Source organism: Sulfitobacter sp. S223 (genome assembly GCF_025143825.1).
Classification (GTDB): Bacteria; Pseudomonadota; Alphaproteobacteria; order Rhodobacterales; family Rhodobacteraceae; genus Sulfitobacter.
In genome coordinates, this window is the sequence record NZ_CP083560.1 from 1,454,319 (window position 1) to 1,477,931 (window position 23,613).

The window sequence follows — 23,613 nt, forward strand, 5'->3', positions numbered from 1 at the left end:
CATGGGCCTGATCGCTTTGCTGGCGGCTGCCGCTTGCACGCCAGCGATTCCCACAGCCGAAGACTTTATCCCTGAATACAAAGGGGTAGAGACTGTTTTGCTGGATGGCGATCTGGTGCAGTTTAATGTTGCTATGACGAAGGCTTTGGCGTCAGAAAATGTCGCGGCCTACGCAGAATGTGCTGCAGCGCAGTATACGTTAATTCGCGGGTATGGTTTTGCACGTCATGTAAGGACAAATGTGGCAATTGAGGGTGGCATTTGGCGTGCCGATGCTGTTTACACAATCTCGCCGAGCCTGCCTAAAGGCTTGAAGACTATTGATGCCGAGGTGGTCACGCAAAACTGCCGCGAACAAGGCATTCCTACGGTGTGAGGACCTATGGCTGACTTCTTTTTTAACACCACGCTGGGAGCAATCCTGCTGATCGTCGGACAGATTTTCCTTGTGGTGATTCCATTGCTACTGGCTCTGGCCTTTCTGATGTATCTTGATCGCAAGATCTGGGCTTCTGTCCAGCTGCGTCGCGGACCGAACGTGGTAGGGGTTTACGGCCTGCTGCAATCGTTTGCGGATTTCGGCAAATATATCGTCAAGGAAATCGTTGTTCCTGCGGGCGCTGACCGCCCCGTGTTCTTCCTTGCTCCGATGGTAAGCCTTGTGATGGCGCTGGTCGCCTGGGCGGTGATTCCATTCAATGACGGCTGGGTCCTGTCTGACATCAACGTCGCAATCCTGTTTGTATTCGCTGTGTCCTCATTGGAGGTTTACGGCGTGATCATGGGTGGCTGGGCGTCGAACTCCAAGTATCCGTTCCTTGGATCGCTTCGTTCTGCCGCGCAGATGATCTCTTACGAAGTCTCGATCGGCCTGATCATCATCGGTGTGATTATCTCGACCGGTTCCATGAACTTTAGCGGTATCGTGGCTGCGCAAGAGGGATCTTACGGCTTGCTGAACTGGTACTGGTTGCCGCACTTCCCGATGCTGATCCTTTTCTTCATCTCGGCCTTGGCCGAGACAAACCGCCCGCCGTTTGACCTTCCCGAAGCAGAATCAGAACTGGTTGCCGGTTATCAGGTTGAATACTCATCCACGCCATTCCTGCTGTTCATGATCGGTGAACTGGTCGCTGTCGTTCTGATGTGCGCATTGATCTCGTTGATGTTCTTTGGCGGCTGGCTGTCTCCAATTCCGGGCCTGCCCGATGGCATCTTCTGGATGATCGCCAAGATGGGCATCGTGTTCTTCTTCTTCTCGCTGATCAAGGCGATCACACCGCGCTACCGTTATGACCAGTTGATGCGTCTGGGTTGGAAAGTGTTCCTTCCGTTCTCGCTGTTCTGGGTCGTGTTTGTGGCATTTGCCGCGAAATTTGGATGGTTCTGGGGCATTTACGCCCGCTGGACCGTAGGGGGCTGATATGACCGACTATACACGTCACGCCAAATACTTCCTGTTGCAGGATTTTTATCAAGGCATGAAGCTGGGCATCAAATATATGTTCAAGCCGAAGGCGACGATCAACTATCCGCACGAGAAGGGGCCTCTGTCTCCGCGCTTTCGTGGTGAACATGCGCTGCGTCGGTATGCCAACGGCGAAGAACGTTGCATCGCCTGCAAGCTCTGTGAGGCGGTTTGCCCCGCTCAGGCAATCACGATTGATGCTGAGCCACGTGAGGACGGCAGCCGCCGCACCACGCGCTATGACATCGACATGACAAAATGTATCTATTGCGGTTTCTGTCAGGAAGCTTGCCCTGTGGATGCGATTGTTGAAGGGCCAAACTTCGAGTTCTCGACTGAGACACGCGAAGAGCTGTACTATGACAAGGCAAAGCTGCTGGAAAACGGCGACCGTTGGGAAGCCGAGATTGCCCGCAACCTTGAAATGGATGCACCTTACCGATGACCGATAAGAACCCTTGGGAAGATATGATGCGGCAGATGCAGGATATGGCTAAGACCTTTCCTGCAATGGATGCGTTCACGCCTAAAGGGTTCGAGGCCATGATGGGGTTGATGCCAAAGGACCTGATGGAAACGTTCTTTGGTAACAAGCTTAACCCGGACGGGCTGGATGCAAAGACACGGCTTCTGCTGACATTAGCAGGGCTGACGATGCAGGGCGCGCAAAATGATGTGGCCATTCGTCAGACAGTGCGCCATGCCGCAGAGGCTGGTGCGCATCGCCAACAAATTATCGAGACGATTGGTCAGATGGCCCTCTTTGCGGGATTACCCGCAATGCAGCGTGCCATGGATCTGGCCCAACCTGTGCTGGACGAGATGTCGGAGCAGGCGGACAAGAACAAGGAAGGTGACGCATGAGCGTTTTTGCATTCTATCTTTTTGCGGTCAGTGTGATTGCGGGCGGGCTGTTCACAGTGATCAGCCGCAACCCTGTTCACTCTGTTTTGTGGCTGATCCTGTCGTTCCTGTCAGCGGCGGGGCTTTTCGTTCTGCTTGGTGCTGAATTTGTCGCGATGCTGCTGATTATTGTGTACGTCGGCGCAGTCGCAGTGCTGTTCTTGTTCGTGGTCATGATGCTGGACGTCGATTTTGCCGAGCTGAAGGCAGAGATGGCAAAATACATGCCGCTGGCCTTGCTGATTGGCCTCGTGATCCTGATGCAATTCGTAATGGCCTTTGGCGCGTGGGATGCGAATGCGGCGGCTGAAGGACTGCGGTTGCACGTTACGGATGGCAACGTCATGAACACCGATGCTTTGGGTATGATCCTGTATGATGACTACTTCCTGCTGTTCCAGCTGTCTGGTCTGATCCTGCTGGTCGCAATGATCGGTGCGATTGTGCTGACACTGCGCCACCGCGGGGACGTCAAACGTCAGGACGTTGTTGCGCAAATGATGCGTGATCCGGCCAAGGCGATGGAACTGCGCGATGTGAAGCCGGGGCAGGGCCTCTAATTAATTGTTGTCCGTCCGGTTCCTCTGAGAGGAACCGGACGGTCAGAGAAAAAAGAAGGAAGAATGCTGATGTCACGCAATACACTGGTCGTTGCAATTGTGGTCCTGATCATTGTGCTTGGCGGCTATAGCTTCTTGTGAAATATGCGGCGCCAGCAAGCCATTGGCGCTAATTGACTATCCCCGTTCGGGGAGAAACTGAGGGACGACATGATCGGACTGGAACATTACCTGACAGTGGCAGCTACGCTGTTTGTCATTGGCATCTTTGGCCTCTTTCTGAACCGTAAGAACATCATCATCTTGCTGATGAGCATCGAATTGATGCTGCTGGCGGTGAATATCAATCTGGTCGCTTTCTCAAGCTTTCTTGGTGATTTGGTGGGGCAGGTTTTCACCCTGTTTGTCCTCACGGTTGCGGCTGCGGAAGCTGCGATCGGTCTGGCCATTCTGGTCTGTTTCTTCCGGAACCGCGGCACCATCGCCGTGGAAGACGTCAACGTGATGAAGGGCTGAGGTCATGGAAATTACACTCCTATTTGCTCCGCTGATCTGCTCTTTGCTCTGCGGTTTCGGCTGGAAGATTATTGGCGAATCTGCGGCCTGCTGGATTGCGACAGGCGGCTTGTTCCTGTCCGCGCTGCTTAGCTGGATCGTTTTCCTCAGCTTTGACGGTACGACCGAGACCATCCAGATCCTTCGCTTTATCGAAAGCGGATCGCTTAGCACTGACTGGGCCATTCGTCTGGACCGTTTGACCGCTATTATGCTGATCGTGATCACGACGGTTTCCAGCCTCGTGCACCTCTATTCGATGGGGTACATGGCGCATGATGAGAACTTTGGCGAAGGTGTGAGCTATAAGCCGCGCTTTTTTGCCTACCTGTCTTTCTTCACCTTCGCGATGCTGATGCTGGTCACCTCTGACAACCTTGTGCAGATGTTCTTTGGTTGGGAAGGGGTGGGCGTTGCCTCATACCTGCTGATCGGTTTCTACTACAAAAAACCGTCGGCCAATGCGGCCGCCATCAAAGCTTTTGTGGTTAACCGTGTTGGTGACTTTGGCTTTGCCCTTGGTATTTTTGGTTTGTTCCTTTTGACGGATAGCATCAAGTTTGATGACATCTTTGCTGCCGCGCCGCAGCTGGCGGAAACAACAGTTCACTTCCTGTGGGCTGACTGGAATGCGGCGAACCTGCTGGCGTTTTTGCTGTTCATCGGTGCGATGGGTAAATCCGCGCAATTGTTCCTGCACACATGGTTGCCGGACGCGATGGAAGGACCTACGCCCGTGTCCGCGCTGATCCACGCTGCGACGATGGTTACTGCGGGCGTATTCCTTGTATGCCGGATGTCACCGTTGATGGAATTTGCACCTGAAACAATGATGTTCGTGACCTTCCTGGGCGCAACCACAGCGTTCGTTGCGGCGACAATCGGTTTGGTCCAGACGGACATCAAACGCGTGATCGCCTATTCAACGATGTCACAGCTGGGTTACATGTTCGTTGCCGCTGGTGTTGGCATGTACTCCGCCGCGATGTTCCACTTGTTCACGCACGCGTTCTTCAAGGCGATGCTTTTTCTCGGCGCCGGTTCGGTCATTCACGCGATGCACCATGAACAGGACATGATGAACTACGGCGGTCTGCGCAAAAAGATCCCCTATACTTTCTGGGCCATGATGATCGGCACGTTGGCGATCACCGGTTTGGGCATCCCTGTGTGGATCGTCACGCTGGGTGAAATCCCAATCGGTTTCGCGGGCTTCCAGTCCAAGGATGCCATCGTTGAAAGCGCCTATGCAGCCGGTTCCATGTACGGTTTCTGGATGCTGGTCATTGCGGCTCTGTTCACCAGTTTCTACAGCTGGCGCCTGATGTTCCTGACGTTCTATGGCAAACCCCGTGGCGACAAGCACACGCACGAGCACGCGCATGAAAGCCCGATGGTCATGTTGATACCACTAGGTGTTCTGGCCATGGGTGCGATGCTGGCTGGTATGGTTTGGTATAGCTCTTTCTTCGGTCACACCGATCAGGTCGCGAAATTCTATGGTATTCCCTATGCCGAAGAGGGCGCGGCTGGTGAGCCCAAAGTTGACGGTGCAGAGACATCTCACGGCGAGGCCGAGGGTGATCATGGCACGGCCGAGCATCACTATGCCTTCGCAGGCCAGCCGGGTGAGGGTGCGCTTTATATCGCGCCGGACAACACGCTGCTCGATGATGCGCATAAGGTTCCTTACTGGGTGAAAACATCTCCCTTCATTGCGATGTTGATCGGTTTCGCCTTTGCTTACCTGTTCTACATCAAAAACCCGTCACTGCCGGGCCGACTGGCCGAGAACCAGAAGCACCTGTATTTGTTCCTCAAGAACAAATGGTACTTTGACGAGCTTTACGATTTCATCTTTGTTCAGCCTGCCAAAGCGATTGGCCGCTTCCTGTGGAAGCGCGGCGATGGAAACGTGATCGATGGCGGCCTGAACGGGCTGGCTATGGGGATCATTCCCTTCTTCACCCGCCTCGCCGGTAAGGCGCAGTCCGGATATATCTTTACCTATGCCTTCGCCATGGTGATCGGGATCGCGATCCTTATTACCTGGATGACGATGACCGGAGGAGCGAACTGATGGAAAATAACCTTTTGTCCATCGTCACGTTTATGCCAGCCTTTGCGGCCCTGATCCTCGCGGTATTCCTGCGCGGTGAGGACCCTGCGGCGCAGCGCAACGCTAAGTGGCTTGCCCTGATTACGACAACCGTGACCTTTATCGTATCGATCTTCGTGTATCTTGAGTTCGATCCCTCCAACACGGGTTTCCAGATGGTGGATGAGGCGGAGTGGCTGCTTGGCCTGAACTACCGTCTTGGCGTCGATGGCATCTCGATCCTGTTCGTGATGCTGACCACCTTCATGATGCCGCTGGTGATTGCCGCATCTTGGGATGTGTCTACCCGCGTCAAAGAATACATGATCGCTTTCTTGGTTCTTGAAACCTTGATGATCGGTGTCTTTGTCTCGCTTGATTTGGTCCTCTTCTACGTATTCTTTGAGGCGAGCCTGATCCCGATGTTCCTGATCATCGGCATTTGGGGGGGGGCAAACCGCATTTATGCAAGCTTTAAGTTCTTCCTCTATACCTTCTTTGGCTCCGTATTGATGCTGGTTGCGATGGTGGCAATGTTTGCGGATGCCGGTACAACCTGTATCGGTGGCTGCACCGTGAGCCTGCTCACACATGAGTTCGGCTCCGAGACGTTCAGCATTATGGGCTTCCAGATTGTTGGCGGCATGCAGACTCTGATGTTCCTTGCGTTCTTCGCAAGCTTCGCGGTGAAAATGCCGATGTGGCCAGTGCACACTTGGTTGCCTGACGCACACGTTCAGGCGCCAACAGCGGGTTCCGTTGTTCTGGCTGCGATCCTGCTGAAAATGGGTGGCTACGGTTTCCTGCGGTTCTCTCTGCCGATGTTCCCGGTCGGGTCCGAAGTTGTCGGCCCGCTGATCTTGTGGATGTCCGCGATTGCGATTGTGTACACCTCGCTGGTGGCGCTGGTGCAGGAAGATATGAAAAAGCTGATTGCTTATTCATCGGTTGCACACATGGGCTTTGTGACGATGGGCATCTTTGCGACCAACCAACAAGGTCTGGACGGCGCTATTTTCCAGATGATCAGCCACGGATTTATCTCTGGTGCCTTGTTCCTGAGCGTTGGCGTCATCTATGACCGTATGCACACCCGAGAGATCGACGCCTACGGCGGTCTTGTGAACCGGATGCCTGTATATGCGCTGCTGTTTATGCTGTTTACGATGGCAAACGTTGGCCTTCCGGGCACATCGGGTTTCGTCGGAGAATTCCTGACGTTGATGGCGGTTTTCCAGGTGAACACTTGGGTCGCGGCTGTTGCAACGACTGGTGTGATTTTCTCGGCGGCTTATGCGCTTTGGCTTTACCGCCGGGTCGTCATGGGGGACCTGATCAAGGAAAGCCTCAAAGGCATCACGGATATGACCTCTCGCGAGAAATGGATTTTTGCGCCGCTGGTTGTGATGACACTGTTGCTTGGTGTCTACCCTGCGCTGATCCTTGATACGATCGGGCCGTCGGTTACGGCGTTGGTTGAACAATACGATACGGCTGTGGCCGCGGTGCAAACCGTGACCGAAGCAGCCCAAGCCCACAATTGAGGCGATAGACATGACGAATGATATCCTCCAGATCCTGCCCGAAACCATCCTTGCTGGTACAGCCATAGCTGGTCTTATGGCAGGCGCTTATGGCGGTAAGGACGCGATTGCGCGTCCGCTGCTTTGGGCCATCGCCGCAGTGATGGTGGTTTTGGCGCTGATGGTTTCGGCCAGTTCGTCCACCACGGTGGAATCGTTCAACGGCATGTTCATCAATGATGGCTTTGCCCGTTTCGCCAAGATTGTGATCCTGATTTCGGCTGCCTGTGTGCTGGTGATGTCCGAAGGGTATATGAAAACACGCGGTTTGCTGCGGTTCGAGTATCCTATTCTGGTAGCGCTGAGCGCGGTTGGTATGATGGTAATGGTGTCCGCAGGTGATCTGATGGCGCTGTACATGGGATTGGAGCTTCAGTCGCTTGCGCTGTACGTCGTCGCCTCCTTGCGCCGGGACAGTGTGAAATCGACAGAAGCCGGCCTGAAATATTTCGTACTCGGCGCGCTGTCTTCGGGTCTGCTTCTTTACGGGGCATCCTTGGTTTACGGATATGCTGGCACCACGCTGTTCTCTGGTATTATCACCACAGCACAGTCCGGTGAGACTTCTGTTGGTCTGCTGTTTGGTATCGTGTTCCTGATCTCTGGTATGGCGTTCAAGGTATCTGCGGTTCCTTTCCACATGTGGACACCTGACGTCTACGAAGGCTCGCCGACGCCTGTCACAGCATTCTTTGCGACAGCGCCAAAAGTGGCTGCGATGGCCCTGTTTGCGCGTGTCTTGCATGATGCCTTTGGTAACGCAGTCAGCGACTGGAGCCAGATCGTGGCGCTGTTGTCAGTTTTGTCCATGTTCCTTGGTGCCGTGGCTGCCATTGGTCAGACCAACATCAAACGTCTGATGGCATTTTCTTCGATTGCGCACATGGGCTACGCCCTCATGGGTGTTGCTGCGGGGACTGCCTTTGGTGTGCAGGCAATGTTGGTCTATATGGCGATCTACGTCACAATGAACATCGGCGTCTTTGCCTTCATTCTGTTGATGGAAAAAGATGGCGCACCTGTCGTCGATATATCCTCCCTGAACATGTACTCAAAAAACCACCCTGGCCGCGCCTTTGCGTTGCTGGTGTTGCTGTTCAGCCTGGCAGGTGTTCCGCCGTTCCTGGGCTTCTTCGGTAAGCTTTATGTGCTGCGCGCGGCATATGAGGGTGGTCTGGCTTGGCTGGCGATTGCGGGTGTTATCGCCTCGGTGATCGGTGCGTTTTACTATCTGCGGATCGTGTTTTTCATGTACTTCGGTGAAGATAAATCCGACGCGCTTGACCAGAATCGTGGCGGGCTTTTGGGGGGCTTCCTGATCGCCTCTGCCGTCATCATGGTTGTTGGTATCATCAACATGTTCGGCGTCGAGGGTGCAGCAGCATTGGCGGCGGCGACGCTTGTTCAATAAGCGCTGCGCTGACTGATGGCCGATTGGCCTCACGGATATACACGGCATGTCTTTGACACGCTGGATTCCACTCTTTCGGAGGCCGCGCGTATCGCGCCCGGCCTCCAAGGCCCTGCATGGATACTCGCCCAAGAGCAGACCGCCGCACGTGGGCGTCGCGGGCGGGCATGGTCCACGCCAAGGGGTAACTTCGCCGGAACACTGATCATGCGGATGAATGGCAGCCCCGCCGACGCTGCCTTGCACAGTTTTGTCGCCAGTCTAGCGCTGTATGAGGCCTTCGTAGAAGTCACAGGGAAAGCTGATGCTTTCGCGCTCAAATGGCCCAATGATGTGCTTCTCAATGGCGGTAAGGTGGCAGGTATCCTGCTTGAAACTCTCGGGGCTAATCTGGTGATCGGGATCGGCGTCAATCTGGCCCATGCACCTACGCCCGAGCAAGTCGAACAGGGCGCTGTGACGCCTGTCAGCGTTATTGAGGAAACAGGGGTTAGCGTTGCGCCTGAAGCCTTCCTTGATGCCGTGGCAGCCGCCTTTGCGCGGCTGGAGGCGCAATTTGTCATCTATGGCTTTTCGCCGATCCGCACGGCATGGCTATCTCATGCGGCGCGCATCGGCGAAGTTGTAACGGCGCGTACCATGCGGGATGAAACAGTTGGCGTCTTTGAAGATGTCGATGCATCAGGTAATCTGATTTTGCGGACCCCGAAAGGTGCTGTGTCTATCACGGCTGCGGATGTCTATTTTTAACCCTCAGGAGGGTATCCCATGCTCTTGGCGATTGATTGCGGCAATACAAACACCGTGTTTTCCATTTGGGACGGGTCCGAGTTTATTGCCACATGGCGCACAGCGACGGATTGGAAGCGCACGGCGGATCAGTACTATGTCTGGCTCAGCACGCTGATGAAACTTCAGGGGATTGAGGCTGACATCACGGATGTGATTGTGTCTTCAACGGTGCCTCGGGTTGTGTTCAATCTGCGCGTCCTTGCAGACCGGTATTTCAACACCCGTCCCTATGTTGTGGGAAAGCCTGAATGCGCTTTGCCTGTGGATGTGCGTGTGGATGCAGGAACGGCTGTCGGGCCGGACCGCCTTGTAAATACGGTTGCGGGATACGATCTATATGGTGGTGACCTGATCGTTGTGGATTTTGGCACGGCAACGACGTTCGATGTGGTGGCTGCTGACGGCGCTTACGTTGGTGGGGTTATTGCCCCCGGCGTGAACCTGAGCCTTGAGGCGTTGCACAACGCAGCCGCTGCTTTGCCGCATATCGACATTAGCCAGCCAGCCCAGGTTGTTGGCACCAATACTGTGACCTGTATGCAATCGGGGGTTTTTTGGGGTTATATCGGCCTCGTGCGTGAGATATGTGCGCGGATAAAGGCGGAGCGCGGGCGCGACATGCGCGTCATCTCCACCGGCGGGCTCGCGCCGCTGTTTCAGCAGGCCGAGGCCCTCTTTGACGAATATCAAGATGAACTGACAATGCACGGCCTGACCGTGATACATAAATACAATAAGGAATTAGCGACTCAATGAGCAGCGAAAGATTGATCTACCTTCCCCTTGGCGGGGCGGGTGAAATTGGCATGAACGCCTATGTTTACGGCTACGGAAAACCCGATAAAGAACGGCTGATTGTCGTAGATATCGGTGTTGCGTTCCCGGACATGGACACAAGCCCGGGTGTGGACCTGATTATCGCGGACATCGACTGGCTCGTGCAGCGCAAGGATCGCATCGAAGCGGTCTTTGTCACCCATGCGCACGAAGACCACGTGGGCGGTATCGCCCATACCTATGACCGTTTGCAAGCGCCGATCTATGCGCGCAAGTTCACGGCCAATATCACAAAACGCAAGATGTCCGAATACAACCATCCCGATGACGCGGTACGGATCGTCGGAACCTTCCCGCATCAGGTTGATGCAGGGCCTTTCAAGGTTGGCTTTCAACCGATCTCACATTCGATTCCCGAAAGTTCGGCCTTGGTGATAGATACACCCGTGGGCCGCATCGTGCATTCGGGCGATTTCAAAGTGGATCTGACACCAGGTGTCGGAGAGCCGTTTGATCCCGCCGCGTTCGAAGCGATTGCGAAGGATGGCATCAAGGCGCTGATCTGTGACAGCACAAATGTGTTCAGCCAAAGCCCTGGCCGCTCCGAAGCGACGTTGCCCGAAGCGATCACCGAACTGGTGCAAGGCGCATCCGGCATGGTTGTGGCCACAACATTCGCCTCAAACGTGGCGCGAGTGAAAACGCTTGCCGTTGCGGGGCAGAAGGCCGGCCGTTCGGTTGTGCTATTGGGCCGTGCCATGAAGCGGATGATCGAGGCATCTGTTGAAACCGGTGTGTTGACGGACTTCCCGCCGACCATCAGCCCCGAACAGGCCCGCGATGTACCGCGTGAAAACCTGCTGCTGCTTGTTACCGGCAGTCAGGGTGAACGGCGCGCAGCCTCTGCGCAGTTGGCGCGCGGTAAATACATGGGCTTGCAGATGAAAGAAGGGGACATGTTCCTCTTTTCCTCCAAGACCATTCCTGGAAACGAGCGTGGCGTGATCCGCATCATCAACCAGTTCTCTGAAATGGGTGTGGATGTGGTTGACGACAGCTCGGGTAAGTATCACGTGTCCGGCCACGCAAACCGTCCTGACATCGAAACGCTCCATGACGTGCTTAAGCCGCAGGTCGTGATCCCGATGCACGGCGAACACCGCCACCTGCGTGAGCACGTCAAGGTGTCCGAGGGTAAAGGCTATAAGGGCGTTCTGGCTGTAAACGGCATGATGATTGATCTGTCTGGCAACGAGCCGAGAGTAGCAGAGTATATTGAGACTGGCCGCACTTATATCGATGGTTCTGTCCAGATTGGCGCGCTTGACGGCGTGGTACGTGACCGCATTCGTATGGCGCTCAATGGGCATATGACCGTCACCGTTCTTATGGATGAGCAGGACGAACCTTTGGGTGATCCGTGGGTCGATACGATGGGTCTGCCAGATACAGGGATCAGCGACGCACCGTTGATCGATGTGGTTGAACAGGACCTCAGCCAGTGGCTGGGTCGGGCAGGGGCCAAAACCTTGCGTGATGATAAGGCACTTGATGAAGGTCTGCGCAAAGTTGCGCGCCAGTCTGCACAAAACGAGATTGGCAAGAAGCCTGAGGTAACTGTGGTGGTCAGCCGTCTGAGCTGATCCTCAACTAGCCTCTGCTAGATACAAAAAAGCCCCGCAGTTTCTGCGGGGCTTTTTCTATTTCTACATTTGGTTGGGCTTAGTCTTTGGGACGGTCCGCAAAGCTTAGCTCGATGAACGTCGGGGTGTGATCCCCAAGCCCGACAACCTTGTTGCCGCCACCACGGTTGTCATCACGGCGATCGTTGTTGCGTGTGTTTCCGCCACGTGACCGCGAACTGCGGCGTTCCGAGCTTTCTGGCTTTTGCTCTTCTTTGGGCGCTTCGGCCTTCTTTTCGGGGGCTGGTGGTGTATCAGCTTTCTTCGCCGCAACAGGTTCATCCGCTTTTTCTGGCGCAGCTTTTGATTCTACCGGTTTAGGCGTTTCGCTGGTTTTGCGGCTGCGCGAGCGGGTGCGCTTTGGCTTTTCCTTCGTAGCGGCCTCTTTGGGCTCTTCGCTTGGCTTCTCGGTTTTCTCTGGCGATGCTTTGACGCCAAGCGGATTTTCCAGACGCGGTATTTCCTTCTGGACGAGGCGTTCAACGTCTTCCAGGTTCTTTTCGTCGCGCGGCACGCAGATCATGATGGCTTTGCCATCGCGTCCTGCGCGGCCCGTACGACCAATGCGGTGCACATAGTCTTCGGCATGGCTTGGCACATCAAAGTTGAATACGTGGCTTACCGAAGGCACATCCAAACCGCGTGCGGCCACGTCAGAGGCGACAAGGAAGCGCAGATCGCCTGCGCGGAACCCGTCAAGTGTGCGCGTGCGCTGGCTCTGGTCCAGATCGCCGTGGATCGGCGCAGCATCAAGGCCGTATTTCTTCAAAGACTTGGCAACAGCGTCCACGTCCATCTTCCGGTTACAGAAAATGATGGCGTTTGTGCATTTATCGCCCTCGGCTTCGATCAGCGCACGCAGCAGTGCCCGCTTTTCGGTTGCTTCGCGGTCTTTGCGGGAGGCTTTGAACATCACCACGCCCTGCGTGATGTTTTCGGATGTCGTGGCCTGACGGGCCATTTCGATCCGCTCAGGGTTGCTGAGGAAGGTGTTGGTGATCCGTTCGATCTCTGGCGCCATGGTCGCCGAGAAGAACAGCGTTTGGCGGGTAAAGGGAGTCAGGCCGAAGATGCGTTCGATATCGGGGATGAAGCCCATGTCGAGCATCCGGTCGGCTTCGTCGACGACCATGACCTTCACGTCTGTCAGGATCAGTTTGCCACGCTCGTGGTGGTCAAGCAAACGACCGGGAGTGGCGATCAGAACGTCCACGCCTTTGTCGATCAGCTTGTCCTGCTCCTTGAACGAAACGCCACCGATCAGCAACGCTTTTGTCAGCTTGAGGTGTTTGGCGTAGGTGTCGAAGTTTTCGGCAACCTGTGCAGCTAGTTCGCGGGTTGGGCACAGCACAAGGCTGCGCGGCATACGCGCACGGGCGCGGCCACGGGCGAGCAGGGTAATCATCGGCAGAACGAAGCTGGCGGTTTTGCCGGTCCCCGTTTGTGCGATGCCCAATACGTCACGCCCCAAAAGAGCAGGGGGGATGGCGCCGGCCTGAATCGGTGTCGGGCTGTCATAGCCCGCTTCTTCGATGGCTTTGAGCACCTTGGTGTTCAGGTTCAGATCAGTAAATTTTGTCATGTGTATCCGTTAATTGCGGACACTCACTTGGCCCGCGGCAGCGTCTACGTCAGCCGGCATGGCCCAAAGGGCGGCATTCGCCGCGACATATCTGAGAAGCGCATACCAACTTGTGAGCGAAGCGTCAAATATTTGCGAAGTCTGGGAAATGTTTGGCCAAATCTGTGTCGAATTGGAACGTCATGCGGTGCAGGTATCCGTGGCTATCCAGGCGTTCGCGCAGGGACGGTGTGTCGGCGCAAACTTCATCGAAAAAATGACGTAAGCCTGCCTCGCCGTCTTCTTCCTGAATAAGAGTGAACAGTTCGTGCGTGGTGATGCCACCCCTTTCGCGGCTTCGCGCGGGGCCCAAATCCGCACGATATGACCCTTCGCGGAAGCGGTAGGCGAAATGGCTGGACCAGCTATCCCAATCGGTCGCGTGAAAATGGGCAAGCTGGATATCGGGCATTTCGACGTGGTCGGGGTTGGTTTCGCCGTTCAGAAAGGCGTTGTGGATGCGAAACTTGATCCCTTCAATGCCGGTGCGGACGAAAATCTTGCCTGCAATATGGCTCAGAAATCCGCCTTTGAGGTGCTCACCAAAGGTCGGGTACAGGGACGCGACCGTCGCCTCGCGGTGGCGACCGGCAGGAATGAAGGTTTTAAAGGCGGCATCCTTTTGAGGGTCACCGCCCGCCAATAGCTCCATCGGCCGCGCGCGCGCACATTGGACGGTGTCGGGCAGGGCCGAAAGGTGGGCCGAGATCTGTCCGGCGCTGACAAGAAACTCGTCCACATCAATATGGATAAGCCAGTCAACCTCCTGCGCCTTACGGTAAGCGCGGGTGGCATTAAAGGTCTGGCGCGGCTGGTGCATATCGGGCCGGGACCCGTTGTGGCGCTTCCAGTATCCTTCATCGCAGCGAACGACGCGGCATTTTGGGTGGTTCCGCAATGCCTCCTGCGCCTCCGGATTTGCGACATCCAGATAAATGTAGATACGGTGCGCACCCAATTGGAGATGGTAGGAAGCAAAGCGCAGGATCGTGGCCGTGTCGGCCTTGATCGTGGCGACTATGCCCCAAGTGGCCATGCTAGACCATCATCTCTTTGGTGGCTGTCAGTTTGACGTCCGGATAGTCGCGATCGACGCGGTCAATGTCCCACTGAAGGCGCGTCAGGTAAACCACATCGCCGTCATGGTCATGGGCGATATGTTGTTTGTTCGCTTCCATGAACTTGTCCACTGCCGCTTTCGGTCCGTTTACCCACCGTGCAGAGGTGAACTGTGATTGTTCAAAGCGCACGGGAAGCCCGTATTCCAGCTCAATCCGGCTGGCGAGCACTTCGAATTGCAGTTGCCCCACAACGCCAACAACAAAGCCGGAGCCGATAGAGGGTTTGAACACCTTTGCAGCGCCTTCTTCGGCAAACTGCATGAGCGCCTTTTCCAAGTGTTTGGATTTGAGCGGATCACCCGCGCGCACACCTTGCAGCAATTCGGGCGCAAAAGAGGGGATGCCAGTGACGCGCAGCGCTTCGCCTTCTGTCAGCGTATCACCAATGCGCAGTTGGCCGTGGTTCGGGATACCGATGATGTCGCCTGCCCATGCTTCCTCTGCAAGTTCGCGGTCGGCGGCCAGAAACATCACCGGGCTGGCGATGGTCATCACCTTCTTGGTCCGCACATGGGTGAGTTTCATACCCCGCTCAAAATGCCCTGAGGCAAGCCGGACGAAGGCAACGCGGTCGCGGTGCTTGGGGTCCATGTTGGCCTGTACCTTGAATACAAAGCCTGTCACGTTCTTTTCCTCTGGCAGGATCTGGCGTGGCTCGGCTTTTTGGATTTGCGGTTCCGGGCCGAACATGGCGATGCCGTCCATCAGTTCCTTGACGCCAAAGCTGTTGATGGCAGAGCCGAACCAAATCGGGGTAAGTGATCCTTCGGCCATCAGTTCGGGATCAAGCGGTGGCATAAGCTCACGCACCATCTCAAGGTCTTCCTTGAGCTTCTCCAATAGGTCGGCTGGAACATGTTCTGCCAGTTTCGGATCATCCAGACCTTCGATCTTGATGCTTTCCGAAACCTTGTTGCGGTCTGCCCGGTCCATCAGCTCCAACCGGTCGCGCAGGATGTCATAGCAGCCGACGAAATCGCGGCCCACACCGATGGGCCAACTGGCAGGGGTCACATCAATCGCAAGGTTTTGCTGGATTTCGTCGATAATCTCAAAGACGTCGCGGCTTTCGCGATCCATCTTGTTACAAAAGGTCAGGATCGGCAGGTCGCGCATCCGGCAGACCTCGAACAGCTTTTGGGTCTGGCTTTCCACACCTTTCGCACCGTCGATCACCATCACGGCAGCATCCACCGCCGTCAGCGTACGGTAGGTGTCTTCCGAGAAATCGGAGTGGCCGGGTGTGTCCACCAGATTGAACCGGTAATTCTTGTCGTGGCCCTGATAATCAAACGACATGGCCGAGGCCGAGACGGAAATGCCGCGGTCTTTCTCCATCGCCATAAAGTCAGAGCGGGTGCGCCGTGCCTCACCTTTTGCGCGAACTTGGCCCGCCATCTGGATCGCACCACCGAACAACAGGAACTTTTCCGTCAGTGTGGTCTTGCCGGCGTCAGGGTGGCTGATGATCGCAAAGGTACGCCGCCGCGCGATTTCTGCAGGAAGTTCAGGGCGATTATTTTGATTGTCCAGCATGTTACGGCGTGTTCCTGATGTGATTTCGGGGGCGGCTTAATGACAAGCCGCGCTCGGCGTTTGGGCGCTACACATACCCTAGATACGCGTCAAGGCAAGCCTCAGCGCCCGGAAGCTTTTTTGAGAAGATCGGCCGCGTCCGGACGCTTTAGCAATCCTTCGTTAACATCCAGTCCCGCGTGCGGCAGGTCGGAGTGACCGGGTACGTGCCGCCCAAGTCTTTCCGAAAGATCGTGCGGAAGAACGGGGCGGGTCCTGCTGTCGATCAGCATGGATTCCGCTGCAATACCTTCGGCATATATGATCTGGTGGCTGTCGAACAAAAGTTGAAAATAGTCGACGAACCCGCCCTCTGAGACTTTGACAGTTGTGCCATTCACCAAATGTCGTGCTTTCACCAAAAGCTCTGCGCGGCCGGCGCCCAATTCATCGGTGCGTTGATAGATAAAGAGCCGGTGATCGGGGCTGACCAGCAGGTCTTCGCTGTTGTTTAACGTACCTGCAGCGATGCGGATGGGCGCAAATTCCCCTACTGCACGGGTGGTTGAGCTGCCAATCCAGCGCAATGTTTGCACACCGTCATCACGCGTGAGGATACGATCCCCGATTTTGAGGTCTTCGACGGGGCACTGTGCGCCGGATGCCAGCGTGATGTGGGTGCCACGGGTAAAACTAACACAAGCGACCTGCGCGAATTTCGTATGGGCTGTCTCGTGGTCTATCCCGACAAGGCGATATTCGACATTGGATACAAGCGCAGTAAAAGGTAGCAGGTAGACCTGCGCCACATCCCCAAGCTCATCTACCTCGACCAGCAACAAGGCATCATTGATGCTGCTGTCGGGCGACATAAATGTCAGCGCACTATCGAGGTGGACCACCGCACCGGGGGTGCCGATTTTTGTATCTAACCCAATGGAAAAGCTGGCATCGTCGCGCGCAATCAGCGACAGGCGCGCAGGCTCTGCGCCAAATTCCAGCTCATATACATCGTCAAGAATAAGCTCGCTTGCGAAAGACAGCAGATCACCCATGTTGGCGCCATCCGTCGCGCGGAACTGATCAGCGACAAATACTGGAACGCTTTGGGATGAAAGGGAGCCTGTGGACATATGAGAGCCTTTTTGACCTCTGGTTTTATGTTTCGGTACATTAGAATTGTGGCAGCGTGCGGTCAATCTGGCGGTGTTTTGCTGGCACACCTTTGCGGGCTGCGATAGCACAGACACAGACATTCAGGGAGAGAGCATATGGATCTTGGGATCAAGGGCAAAAAAGCACTGGTTTGTGCATCGTCGAAAGGATTGGGGCTGGGCTGTGCCGAGAATCTGGCAGCAGCAGGCGTTGACCTCATTATGAATGCGCGCGGCGCAGAGGCGCTTGAGGCTGCTGCAGAGCGGCTGCGTAAAAAGTACGGGGTGAATATCACGACGGTCGTCGCCGATGTGGCTACACAAGAGGGGCAGGCGGCTGTAATTGAAGCCGCGCAAGGCGTTGATATTCTGGTTAATAACGCTGGTGGACCACCTCCCGGTATGTGGACGGATTGGGACCGCGAAGATTTTATTAAAGCGCTGGATGCCAACATGCTGGCGCCCATCGCGCTGATCAAAGCGCTGGTGCCTGCGATGATGGAAAAGGGCTGGGGACGTGTGGTCAACATCACGTCGCAATCGGTGCGTGCGCCTATCGGTGTGCTGGGGCTGAGCAACTCTGCGCGCACGGGCCTGACAGGATACGTGGCGGGAACCAGCCGTCAGGTGGCGGGCAAGGGTGTGACAATCAACAATCTGTTGCCCGGCATCCATGCGACCGACCGCGCTGATGCTTTGGACGGTGCAGTTGTTGCCGCGCGCAATATCTCGCTTGAGGATGCGCGCGCCGAACGCGCGGCGGGTATTCCAGCGGGCCGGTATGGCACGGCGGATGAATTCGGCGCTGCCTGCGCCTTTTTGTGTTCGCAACATGCCGGCTTTATCGTGGGGCAGTCGATCCTGCTCGACGGTGGTGCGACGAACCTAACCATGTAATGGTGGGAAAAACCCTGTTGAAAGACCAGCTGTTCAACGCCGAAAGCGTTGGGCAGCTGGCAGCAGAATACGCCGCTGCGCTACCTGATTTCGACGCGGATCGCTTCGTGACAGAGGCGTTGTCCGGATTTGCGGAGCGTGAGTTGATGGCGCGCATGGCCTGGATGGCGGATTGTCTCGAAGGCCAATTGGCAGCAGACTTTCCGACCATGGCTGCGCAACTGCAAGCGGCCCTGCCACCGCGGCTTGACCCTTCACAAACCGATGACGACTTTGGTCGTTTCATCCACGCGCTTCCGGGTATTCTGGCTGTGCGCCACGGGCTTGAGGATCATCGCCCGCGCGCAATGGCGCTGCTTTATGAGGCAACGCAGCGATTTTCGATGGAGTTCTACATCCGGCCGTTTCTAAACCGATGGCCCGAAGAGACGCTTGCCGATTTGGCCGTCTGGGCGCACGACGACAATTATCACGTGCGTCGGCTGGTTAGTGAGGGAACGCGCCCGCGTCTGCCCTGGGCCCAAGGCATCGGATTAGCGCCAGAGCAGACTTTGTCTTTGCTTGATGTGCTTTGCGCAGACCATGCGCGTTTTGTGACCCGTTCGGTTGCAAATCATCTCAATGACCTAAGCAAGATAGTTCCGGATCAGGTGTTGAACCGCCTTGCCATTTGGCGTGACGAAGGCAGGCAAACCGTGAAAGAACTGGACTGGATGAGGCGACATGCACTGCGCAGTTTGATCAAGCAGGGCCATGGCGGTGCGATGGCGGCACTAGGATATCATGCCGATGTGCCGGTGACCGGCCGGATCATACTCGGACAGAACTGCGTTGCTATAGGCGAAGCACTCGAATTCGAGGTCGAGCTGATGAGCGAGGCAGACATTCCCGTGCTTGTCGATTACCGGATTGGCTTTGCTCGCACTTCTGGCAAAACTTCTGAGAAAGTGTTCAAACTCAAGACGGCAAAGATGGCGGCGGACAAACCTTTGAGGCTGGTCAAAAGGCATGTTTTCAAAGCGGCGGCGACAACCTTTACCCTGTACGCGGGCGCCCACAGCATCACTGTACAAGTCAATGGCCGTGATGTTGCGACTGCCGCATTTCATTTAATGGACTGAAATGCCCTTCACATATATGACAACTCGGCTGATTTGGGATAGCTGGCTGACAGCGGCTGTCGTAACCATATCGCATGTTGTGTTTAAGAGAGTACCGCCATGCATCCCGCTGTTCTGATCGTCGTATTCGGTTTCATCATTGCCGCCTCGCTACTAGCCGCGCCGCGCCGCGCGAGCGTTGAGGGTTTCTTTGGCGGGCAAAGCGCGCGAGGCAATGCGCCGGGGCTTTGGGTGCTGGTCCTCAGTCAGGTGACGACGTGGATTTTCGCGCGCAGTCTGATGAATGCCGCGATCCTCGGTTATTATAATGGCATCGCCGGAACGTTGGCATATGCGGCCTATTATGCGTCCTTCCTGACGGGCGGCTTCATTGTGGACCGCCTGCGCGAAAGCGGCGCTGTGTCGGTGCAGGATTGGCTTGGCGCGCGGTTTGGAGGGGCAGGTAACGGGTGTTACAACTTCGTAATCGCGCTGCGCTTGTTGTCAGAGGTGTTTGCCAACCTCGTAGTTGTCGGTCTGATCTTCAACGCGGTACTTGCAGGTAGTGGGACCACCGCGATCTGGATCGTGGCGATGCTGGGGTTGGCCTATTCTGCGTGGGGTGGGCTGAGCGCTGCTTTGCGTACCGACGTGGTGCAAATGCTGGTGTTCTTGGCCGTGTTCGGGATCGCATTTGTCGCGCTTGTCACTGCGCCCGCTTTTGATCTGGCTGCTGTTGTCACCGCCGAGGGGACGGCGGGAAATTACAACGGATGGATTCTTTTGGCGGTGGCCGCACTTCAGGTGTTCAGCTATCCCGCGCATGATCCCGTTATGATGGACCGTGGTTTCATCGCAGACCGCGCTACGACACGGGCCTCATTTTTGCATGCCTTCTGGATCAGCACGCTGTGTATCATCGGGTTTGGCTTTTTCGGCATTCAGGCCGCGCTGTCAGGCGCTTCCTATGAAGGAGAGCTGATTGGCACATGGGCAGCGATGTTTCCGTCATGGGTATTTATACTGCTGATGATTTCGCTTCTTGTCTCGGCGCTGAGCACGCTTGATTCCGCGCTCAGCTCTGCTGCGCGGCTGGTTGTCGAAGAAGGCGGTCTGCCACGTACCTTGCTGGCGGGGCGGTTGGTAATGGTCGTGTTCATGCTGGCCGGTACGCTGTTGACGCTTTGGGGTAACGCGACGCTTTTTGATGCAGTGGCGGTCAGCGGCACTGCCTCCATGTTTTTAACGCCGGTGCTGGTTGTCGGGTTGGTGATGGGGCGGCCCATTGCGCTGTGGGCCTATCTGGTGGCCTTTGGCGCGGCGATGGTTGGTGCGTTCATCTATTTTGCGCGCAGTTGGGATGCCGTGACACCTTGGCTGTTCGAGGGACACAAATACGAGCAGTTATTGTTGATCTGTGTGGTCGTTCTTGTGACCGGTTTTGCGGCGGTGCTTGCAGGGGCGCGTCGGCGCTGATAGCAGCTATCCGACAGAAATGATCGGATTAGCCAGTCATGCAGCCCAAAACCCCGCGTTTGGAAATTCGCAACCTGCGCCGCAGCTTTGAAGGCCGCGCCGTTGTTGACGACGTGAGCCTGCAGATCATGCCGGGCCAGGTGACGTGCCTGCTGGGGCCTTCGGGTTGCGGGAAATCGACGACCCTGCGGATGATCGCGGGCGTTGAAATGCAAGATAGCGGCACCATCCACGTCGACGGCAAGCTGATCTGCGACACGGTCTTTCGTGTCCCGCCAGAGCGGCGTGAGATCGGGCTTATGTTTCAGGACTTTGCCCTGTTCCCGCACCTGAGCGTGGCGGACAATGTGGGCTACGGTCTGCGCGGCTCCAAAGCGTCAAAGCGGGCGCGTGTTGAGGAACTGCTGGAACGTGTGGATCTGAAGCGGTTCATCGACGGCTATCCGCATCAACTCTCGGGGGGGGAGCAACAACGCGTGGCACTTGCACGTGCGCTGGCCCCGCGTCCGCGCATCATGCTGATGGATGAGCCGTTCTCGGGCCTTGATAACCGGCTGCGTGATGGCATCCGCGATGAAACCCTAAGCATTCTCAAAGAAGAGGACACAGCCGTTCTGCTGGTCACGCATGAACCTGACGAAGCCATGCGCATGGCCGATGAGATTGCGCTGATGCGCGATGGGAAGATCGTGCAGCAGGGCGCGCCTTATAATGTCTATACCCGTCCGGTTGATCGCGCTGCGGTCTCGTTCTTTTCGGATGCCAACGTGCTGCACGCCGATGTGACTGGCGCGCTGGCCCATACGGCTTTCGGCCGCTTTCTGGCGCCCGGCGTGCCTGACGGAACTGCGGTAGATATCGTGTTTCGCCCACAGCATGTGCGCATTGACTTCGATCGTGCGGGTAAGGGGCCACTGCCTACTGCCGCCGATGGTACGGCTGCCCGCGCGGTGGTTGAGCGGGCGCGCTTTATGGGCAATGAAAGCCTTGTTGAATTCCGCATGGATCACGACGGCAGCTTGCTTAAGGCGACCGTACCGAATGTGTTTATGCCAAGTGTCGGCACTGTGATGTGGTTGATGATACGGCGCGATAAGTGCTTCGTCTTCCCAACCGAGAAGTAGAGGAGACAGCGCGATGCAAAAGCTTTTGGTGGAATTCGGAATGGGCACGTCGCTGCGGCGGGGCGACTATACTCAGGCTGCTAAACGCGCGGTGCAGGATGCGTTGTGGCATAATTCGATCAATTTGGCAGAGCTTTTCGGTTTCGATAAAGCGGATATGCGCATCACTCTGGATGTGGGTGTGCAAAAGCCCGACGAAGTAGATGCAGAGGCGCTGCGCGCTGTGTTTCCTTACGGGCAAGTGACGGTCAATGTCACCAAAGGTGGTCTTGACGTGCCGCGACCAGAGGGCAGCGGAAACCCTACCGTTATGGCAAATGTGGCCTTGTCCGTCGCCTTTGATATGGAGAAACGCACATGACCGAACAGCGGTTGATCATCGAAATGGGCATGGGCAACGATCTGCACGGAATGGACTATACCAAAGCCGCCAAGCGCGCGATTGAAGACGCGTTCCGGCATTCATCCTTGCCGATTTTTGGCGTGCTTGATCTGCCCCATGACGTAATGCGCGTGCAGGTGACTGTCGCGGTCCAAGACCCCGATGCGATCGACCTAGAGGCGCTGCGTGCGACGTTGCCCCGTGGCAAAGCCGACGTACGCGCCGTGCACGGCGGGCTGAATGTGCCAGCAAACGGCGAGACGATTGTGGTGGCTCAAGCAAGCGTGGAGGCCTTCTTGCCTGTGCAAAGCGATTGGGTTCTGAAAGACTAGGGCACATAATCCGCAAGCGTCTTTCCCGCCTCGTCTGTGAAAAGCTCTGGCAGAGCTTCGGCAGTATTGATGAGATCAAGGCGGAAAACCCGATGTGCGTGGCGCAATTCGCACCATGCAATCAGCGTCCATATCCGGTTCCAATACTCCAGATGTAGCGGACGAATGATGCGTGATGTCACATCGCCATCTTTTGACGTATAGGTGATCCGCAGCTTTTGCCGCGCTTTGATCGCTGCGCGCAGGGTCGGCATCTGGGCAAACCCGCGTGCGGCATCAGCGAAAGGGGATGCGGCGAACTTCCAGGCATCTGCTTGTGCCACAGCCGTTTGCGGCAGCACGGCGTCCAGTTTGTCCGCAAGACTGTTGGCGGCCGCCCTCATTTCAGGATCGGCGACTTCGGCAGCAATTGCCAAGCCCAAGTCCAGTGCCTCCATCTCTGACGGTGTTAATGTCAGGGGGGGCAGGGTGATTGCAGGGCTCAGGCGGTAGCCGGTGCCACGTGTCCCGCTAAGCGGCACACCAGAGGCCACAAGTTTCTCCATATCACGGTAGAGGGTGCGCTGGGACACGCCCAAACGCTCAGCAAGAGCCTTGGCGGTATGCAGCTCTCCATCACGCAAAAGCGTGAGGATATCGAAAAGACGGTCGGCACGGGGCATGCAACTGACATAAACCTGTCAGTAGGCATCAGCAAGGCACAAAAAGCCTTTGATTATACGCTCAGCGTGCCATTCAAAGCCCGTTTCCCGTTTTTGCGCTGCGGCAAGTTTGCTATTCCAGCGGGGACAGTTTCCCGTCTGCGGGCGGGCATGATTCATTCATAGGAGAAAAACATGCTGAACAATATTGGATTGCCGGGTCTGCTGCTGATCGCAGTGGTTGTATTGGTGCTTTTTGGTCGGGGCAAAATCTCGTCCTTGATGGGCGAAGTGGGCAAAGGCATCACGAGCTTCAAAAAAGGCATCAATGAGGGCGAGAAAGAACAGCTGGACGCGCATGCAGACGACGTGGCCGAAATTCCACAGCCCGAAGTCGAGCCTAAGGACAAGGTGTAAACGC

24 protein-coding genes are annotated in these 23,613 nt (G+C 56.1%); 19 read left to right on the plus strand and 5 right to left on the minus strand.

From position 1 onward, the window contains the following. The first annotated feature begins 1 nt into the window (after position 1). The 12 genes from K3757_RS06995 (at position 2) to K3757_RS07050 (ending at position 11,790) form a co-directional block, all read left to right on the plus strand. On the plus strand, positions 2-376 hold the full coding sequence (locus K3757_RS06995; protein ID WP_260000497.1) for a hypothetical protein: 375 nt from the start codon (positions 2-4) through the stop codon (positions 374-376). Between the two features lie 6 nt (positions 377-382). Further along, positions 383-1,423 (plus strand): NADH-quinone oxidoreductase subunit NuoH, encoded by a 1,041-nt coding sequence (gene nuoH / locus K3757_RS07000; protein ID WP_260000499.1) that lies wholly within the window; start codon positions 383-385, stop codon positions 1,421-1,423. Between the two features lies 1 nt (position 1,424). Next, positions 1,425-1,913, plus strand: coding sequence for an NADH-quinone oxidoreductase subunit NuoI (gene nuoI / locus K3757_RS07005; RefSeq protein ID WP_260000501.1), 489 nt, complete (start codon positions 1,425-1,427; stop codon positions 1,911-1,913). Beyond that, complete coding sequence (locus tag K3757_RS07010) at positions 1,910-2,332, plus strand: carboxymuconolactone decarboxylase family protein (RefSeq protein WP_260000503.1); 423 nt, start codon at positions 1,910-1,912, stop codon at positions 2,330-2,332. The genes nuoI and K3757_RS07010 overlap by 4 nt, the downstream gene beginning before the upstream one ends. After that, positions 2,329-2,931 carry an NADH-quinone oxidoreductase subunit J gene (locus K3757_RS07015; protein ID WP_260000505.1) on the plus strand — a complete coding sequence of 201 codons (603 nt, stop codon included), beginning with the start codon at positions 2,329-2,331 and terminating at the stop codon, positions 2,929-2,931. Before K3757_RS07010 ends, K3757_RS07015 begins: the two co-directional genes overlap by 4 nt. A 210-nt stretch (positions 2,932-3,141) precedes the next feature. After that, entirely contained in the window at positions 3,142-3,447 is a 306-nt protein-coding gene (gene nuoK, locus K3757_RS07020) for an NADH-quinone oxidoreductase subunit NuoK (RefSeq protein ID WP_187428658.1), read from the plus strand. Between the two features lie 4 nt (positions 3,448-3,451). Continuing rightward, complete coding sequence (gene nuoL / locus K3757_RS07025) at positions 3,452-5,566, plus strand: NADH-quinone oxidoreductase subunit L (RefSeq protein ID WP_260000510.1); 2,115 nt, start codon at positions 3,452-3,454, stop codon at positions 5,564-5,566. Then, positions 5,566-7,128 (plus strand): NADH-quinone oxidoreductase subunit M, encoded by a 1,563-nt coding sequence (locus tag K3757_RS07030; RefSeq protein WP_260000512.1) that lies wholly within the window; start codon positions 5,566-5,568, stop codon positions 7,126-7,128. The genes nuoL and K3757_RS07030 overlap by 1 nt, the downstream gene beginning before the upstream one ends. A gap of 10 nt (positions 7,129-7,138) precedes the next feature. Next, positions 7,139-8,578, plus strand: a complete 1,440-nt coding sequence (nuoN, locus tag K3757_RS07035) for an NADH-quinone oxidoreductase subunit NuoN (protein ID WP_260000515.1) — start codon at positions 7,139-7,141, stop codon at positions 8,576-8,578. A 15-nt stretch (positions 8,579-8,593) separates the two neighbouring features. Next, on the plus strand, positions 8,594-9,328 hold the full coding sequence (locus K3757_RS07040) for a biotin--[acetyl-CoA-carboxylase] ligase (protein WP_260000517.1): 735 nt from the start codon (positions 8,594-8,596) through the stop codon (positions 9,326-9,328). A gap of 18 nt (positions 9,329-9,346) precedes the next feature. Further along, the gene (locus K3757_RS07045) at positions 9,347-10,126 is read left to right on the plus strand and encodes a type III pantothenate kinase (RefSeq protein ID WP_260000519.1); all 780 of its coding nucleotides are present in this window, start codon (positions 9,347-9,349) and stop codon (positions 10,124-10,126) included. After that, the gene (locus K3757_RS07050; RefSeq protein ID WP_260000521.1) at positions 10,123-11,790 is read left to right on the plus strand and encodes a ribonuclease J; all 1,668 of its coding nucleotides are present in this window, start codon (positions 10,123-10,125) and stop codon (positions 11,788-11,790) included. Before K3757_RS07045 ends, K3757_RS07050 begins: the two co-directional genes overlap by 4 nt. A 79-nt stretch (positions 11,791-11,869) precedes the next feature. Here K3757_RS07050 and K3757_RS07055 read toward each other — a convergent pair whose 3' ends face one another. From K3757_RS07055 to K3757_RS07070, 4 genes are all read right to left on the minus strand, one after another. After that, positions 11,870-13,411 (minus strand): DEAD/DEAH box helicase, encoded by a 1,542-nt coding sequence (locus K3757_RS07055; RefSeq protein ID WP_260000523.1) that lies wholly within the window; start codon positions 13,409-13,411, stop codon positions 11,870-11,872. A gap of 124 nt (positions 13,412-13,535) precedes the next feature. Next, positions 13,536-14,486 carry a glycosyltransferase family 2 protein gene (locus tag K3757_RS07060; protein WP_260000525.1) on the minus strand — a complete coding sequence of 317 codons (951 nt, stop codon included), beginning with the start codon at positions 14,484-14,486 and terminating at the stop codon, positions 13,536-13,538. Between the two features lies 1 nt (position 14,487). Further along, complete coding sequence (locus K3757_RS07065; protein ID WP_260000527.1) at positions 14,488-16,107, minus strand: peptide chain release factor 3; 1,620 nt, start codon at positions 16,105-16,107, stop codon at positions 14,488-14,490. Positions 16,108-16,208: 101 nt separating this feature from the next. Further along, positions 16,209-17,219 (minus strand): Hint domain-containing protein, encoded by a 1,011-nt coding sequence (locus K3757_RS07070; protein WP_260000529.1) that lies wholly within the window; start codon positions 17,217-17,219, stop codon positions 16,209-16,211. Between the two features lie 138 nt (positions 17,220-17,357). Between K3757_RS07070 and K3757_RS07075 the strand changes: the two genes are divergently transcribed. The 6 genes from K3757_RS07075 (at position 17,358) to K3757_RS07100 (ending at position 22,551) form a co-directional block, all read left to right on the plus strand. Beyond that, entirely contained in the window at positions 17,358-18,137 is a 780-nt protein-coding gene (locus K3757_RS07075; protein ID WP_260000531.1) for an SDR family oxidoreductase, read from the plus strand. Positions 18,138-18,154: 17 nt separating this feature from the next. After that, complete coding sequence (locus tag K3757_RS07080) at positions 18,155-19,258, plus strand: hypothetical protein (RefSeq protein ID WP_311201752.1); 1,104 nt, start codon at positions 18,155-18,157, stop codon at positions 19,256-19,258. A gap of 99 nt (positions 19,259-19,357) precedes the next feature. Beyond that, the gene (locus K3757_RS07085; RefSeq protein ID WP_260000535.1) at positions 19,358-20,713 is read left to right on the plus strand and encodes a sodium:proline symporter; all 1,356 of its coding nucleotides are present in this window, start codon (positions 19,358-19,360) and stop codon (positions 20,711-20,713) included. Between the two features lie 38 nt (positions 20,714-20,751). After that, positions 20,752-21,837, plus strand: a complete 1,086-nt coding sequence (locus tag K3757_RS07090) for an ABC transporter ATP-binding protein (protein WP_260000537.1) — start codon at positions 20,752-20,754, stop codon at positions 21,835-21,837. 13 nt (positions 21,838-21,850) lie between these two features. Further along, positions 21,851-22,198 carry a Lin0512 family protein gene (locus K3757_RS07095; protein WP_260000539.1) on the plus strand — a complete coding sequence of 116 codons (348 nt, stop codon included), beginning with the start codon at positions 21,851-21,853 and terminating at the stop codon, positions 22,196-22,198. Next, positions 22,195-22,551, plus strand: a complete 357-nt coding sequence (locus K3757_RS07100; protein ID WP_260000541.1) for a Lin0512 family protein — start codon at positions 22,195-22,197, stop codon at positions 22,549-22,551. The genes K3757_RS07095 and K3757_RS07100 overlap by 4 nt, the downstream gene beginning before the upstream one ends. Here the strand turns inward: K3757_RS07100 and K3757_RS07105 are convergent. After that, on the minus strand, positions 22,548-23,213 hold the full coding sequence (locus tag K3757_RS07105; protein ID WP_260000543.1) for a YafY family protein: 666 nt from the start codon (positions 23,211-23,213) through the stop codon (positions 22,548-22,550). The two genes, K3757_RS07100 and K3757_RS07105, sit on opposite strands and share 4 nt — an antisense overlap. A 174-nt stretch (positions 23,214-23,387) precedes the next feature. On the opposite strand from K3757_RS07105, the gene tatA reads away from it, so the two are divergent. Further along, entirely contained in the window at positions 23,388-23,609 is a 222-nt protein-coding gene (gene tatA / locus K3757_RS07110) for a twin-arginine translocase TatA/TatE family subunit (protein ID WP_260000545.1), read from the plus strand. Positions 23,610-23,613: the final 4 nt, after the last annotated feature.

Bases quoted from the DNA above. Each gene is read 5' to 3' on its own strand.
- K3757_RS06995 (WP_260000497.1), top strand. From the start codon at position 2: ATGGGCCTGATCGCTTTGCTGGCGGCTGCCGCTTGCACGCCAGCGATT.
- nuoH (WP_260000499.1), top strand. From the start codon at position 383: ATGGCTGACTTCTTTTTTAACACCACGCTGGGAGCAATCCTGCTGATC.
- nuoI (WP_260000501.1), top strand. From the start codon at position 1,425: ATGACCGACTATACACGTCACGCCAAATACTTCCTGTTGCAGGATTTT.
- K3757_RS07010 (WP_260000503.1), top strand. From the start codon at position 1,910: ATGACCGATAAGAACCCTTGGGAAGATATGATGCGGCAGATGCAGGAT.
- K3757_RS07015 (WP_260000505.1), top strand. From the start codon at position 2,329: ATGAGCGTTTTTGCATTCTATCTTTTTGCGGTCAGTGTGATTGCGGGC.
- nuoK (WP_187428658.1), top strand. From the start codon at position 3,142: ATGATCGGACTGGAACATTACCTGACAGTGGCAGCTACGCTGTTTGTC.
- nuoL (WP_260000510.1), top strand. From the start codon at position 3,452: ATGGAAATTACACTCCTATTTGCTCCGCTGATCTGCTCTTTGCTCTGC.
- K3757_RS07030 (WP_260000512.1), top strand. From the start codon at position 5,566: ATGGAAAATAACCTTTTGTCCATCGTCACGTTTATGCCAGCCTTTGCG.
- nuoN (WP_260000515.1), top strand. From the start codon at position 7,139: ATGACGAATGATATCCTCCAGATCCTGCCCGAAACCATCCTTGCTGGT.
- K3757_RS07040 (WP_260000517.1), top strand. From the start codon at position 8,594: ATGGCCGATTGGCCTCACGGATATACACGGCATGTCTTTGACACGCTG.
- K3757_RS07045 (WP_260000519.1), top strand. From the start codon at position 9,347: ATGCTCTTGGCGATTGATTGCGGCAATACAAACACCGTGTTTTCCATT.
- K3757_RS07050 (WP_260000521.1), top strand. From the start codon at position 10,123: ATGAGCAGCGAAAGATTGATCTACCTTCCCCTTGGCGGGGCGGGTGAA.
- K3757_RS07055 (WP_260000523.1), bottom strand. From the start codon at position 13,411: ATGACAAAATTTACTGATCTGAACCTGAACACCAAGGTGCTCAAAGCC.
- K3757_RS07060 (WP_260000525.1), bottom strand. From the start codon at position 14,486: ATGGCCACTTGGGGCATAGTCGCCACGATCAAGGCCGACACGGCCACG.
- K3757_RS07065 (WP_260000527.1), bottom strand. From the start codon at position 16,107: ATGCTGGACAATCAAAATAATCGCCCTGAACTTCCTGCAGAAATCGCG.
- K3757_RS07070 (WP_260000529.1), bottom strand. From the start codon at position 17,219: ATGTCCACAGGCTCCCTTTCATCCCAAAGCGTTCCAGTATTTGTCGCT.
- K3757_RS07075 (WP_260000531.1), top strand. From the start codon at position 17,358: ATGGATCTTGGGATCAAGGGCAAAAAAGCACTGGTTTGTGCATCGTCG.
- K3757_RS07085 (WP_260000535.1), top strand. From the start codon at position 19,358: ATGCATCCCGCTGTTCTGATCGTCGTATTCGGTTTCATCATTGCCGCC.
- K3757_RS07090 (WP_260000537.1), top strand. From the start codon at position 20,752: ATGCAGCCCAAAACCCCGCGTTTGGAAATTCGCAACCTGCGCCGCAGC.
- K3757_RS07095 (WP_260000539.1), top strand. From the start codon at position 21,851: ATGCAAAAGCTTTTGGTGGAATTCGGAATGGGCACGTCGCTGCGGCGG.
- K3757_RS07100 (WP_260000541.1), top strand. From the start codon at position 22,195: ATGACCGAACAGCGGTTGATCATCGAAATGGGCATGGGCAACGATCTG.
- K3757_RS07105 (WP_260000543.1), bottom strand. From the start codon at position 23,213: ATGCCCCGTGCCGACCGTCTTTTCGATATCCTCACGCTTTTGCGTGAT.
- tatA (WP_260000545.1), top strand. From the start codon at position 23,388: ATGCTGAACAATATTGGATTGCCGGGTCTGCTGCTGATCGCAGTGGTT.